A 2,193-nucleotide genomic window follows, 5' to 3' on the forward strand; every position below is an offset into this window, starting at 1 on the left:
CTGCCAAAGGCATGGTTATAAGTATCTAATGCTTCTGAAAAGATGGAGTTTTGAATAGTTACATTTACAGTAGGCAGTTTCTGTGGTTTTGTACCATCCTGCGGATCGTAAACATGCCTGTAGATAGACATGTTTTCATCAAGACCCCAGCTGGCAGAAACGTGGTCAATGATGATGTTTCCAACTGGATTGCCTCCAATAGCATCATCTCTGCGGGTAACCTCTGTAGCTCCCCTGCGAAAACGCATAAACCTGATTACCACATCATGAGTATTGATCCATACCGATTCTCCGGCAATACAAATACCATCGCCAGGTGCACTTTGACCTGCAATAGTAATATAAGGTGCCCTGATGATCAAAGGTGTTTGCAGCTGGATGATCCCGGCTACATTGAAAACAATAATTCGTGGGCCTGCTACTTCAACAGCTTCACGTAAAGATCCTGGTCCGGAATCTGCTAAACTGGATACCACAAAGACCTTCCCTCCGCGACCACCAGTAGTATAAGCACCACCACCTTCAGCACCTGGAAAAGCTACAATTTTAGCTTGCGGCAAATCTGATGGTTTTGCTGCCCATGGAATATAGGGCTTACCATTTTTAGCATCTTGATCGATCTGCGCCTTTTGTTGCAGAAAAATAGCATCAGAGCGTTTTTGAATTTTTTGCAAGGCAGCATCTGCCTCGGTTTCCATCGCCGCAGGAATAATAGGATATTGTGCAAAGGCCGCCTGTCCAAGACCCATTAAAACCACTGCTAAAGAAGAGAATTTAAACCTCATGGTTATGGTTTTACAGTGTCTACAGGCACTACGCTATTTAAATAAACCTCAATATTGGCATAGCCATTAGGGCTGATCAATGCCGCATCAGCAGCATTTTTAGGATCAAGGCCAACTTTCTTCTCATAAGCATCTGGCATACCGTCATTGTCACTGTCTACATAAGCTTTACCTTTGTATACCGGATAGCCGCCAACCTGGCTGATGTCGGTGATGATACCCAATTTATAAGAATCTTTAGCTAAACGACGGTGTTCAAAGTCTTTCTCTGGCAATTTAACGCCTTCTATATAGGTTATTTTTCCTGTTTTTACTTGCTCAATCACCCTTTGATCTACTGGATCTCTTTTTGGTAAAGTGGCACCTACATTAGTCAACACATATTTGTGAGCTTCCATAGTTGGTAAAATAGTGATTGGCGCCATTGGCAAAGGCTTTTTCAAACGCATAGCCGCAAAATATTCTTTTGCATGTTCTGCTGTCATCGCATTACCCTTTTTGTCTTCTAATTGCACACCACCATCCCAGTTATCTTTGGTTACCCTGTCATTGCCTTCAACACTGTTACCCTCTACATAGGCACGACCGAAAACTACGTATGGAAGTTTACTGCGACCAGATTCTGGTTTTAATATGCGGTAGCTGATTGGATCAGTTTTTGACGTAACTGGTCCTGGTTTATAATAGTTGTTAATGATATTATACAAAGCGGTATAATCACCGCCATCGGTAGACCTGTTGTTCCAGTTAAAGATAACGTTGTTAGCGAAGTTAAAAATGCCGTTCCAACCTATGGAAGGGTTGCGACCACCATTATCTGCCCAAAGGTTGCGCATAAATGTGCAATTTTCACCACCTAAGGTAGAACCGAAAGCATGGTTCCAGGTATCTAAAGCTTCAGAGAAGATAGAATTTTGTATGGTGATATTTACTGTTGCCAGTTTTACTTCTTGCTTGCCTGTGCTGTCGTTATACATGTGTCTGTACATAGACATGTTTTCATCTAAGCCCCAGCTTGCTGAAACGTGGTCAATCATGATGTTACCCACTGGGTTTCCACCAATGGCATCATCTCTGCGGCCAACGAAAGTTTCGCCTCTGCGGAACCTCATGAAACGCACTACCACATCATGTGTATTTAACCATACTGATTCTCCGGCAACACAAACACCATCACCAGGGGCTGTTTGTCCGGCAATGGTAATGTAAGGTGCCCTGATAATTAAAGGTGATTTGATTCTGATGATACCAGAAACATTAAAAACTACAATTCTTGCCCCACCCTGCTCACAGGCATCACGTAAAGAACCCGGACCACTGTCGTTTAAATTAGTGACCACTATTACCCTTCCCCCGCGACCACCGAAGCTATAAGCACCACCGCCTTCAGCACCTGGAAATGCAGGTA

General features: G+C 43.4%; 2 protein-coding genes. Both read right to left on the reverse strand.

Annotated features, from left to right (window positions below; translation table 11 throughout):
- The coding region (locus tag ACR2F7_RS14400; protein ID WP_432714242.1) for a pectate lyase family protein at positions 1-785 on the reverse strand (785 nt) is incomplete at its 3' end.
- A gap of 2 nt (positions 786-787) precedes the next feature.
- On the reverse strand, positions 788-2,193 hold a 1,406-nt coding region (locus tag ACR2F7_RS14405), incomplete at its 5' end, for a polysaccharide lyase (protein ID WP_432714243.1).

Origin of the sequence: Pedobacter sp., assembly GCF_045628745.1 — a bacterium.
Taxonomy (GTDB): Bacteria; Bacteroidota; Bacteroidia; order Sphingobacteriales; family Sphingobacteriaceae; genus Pedobacter.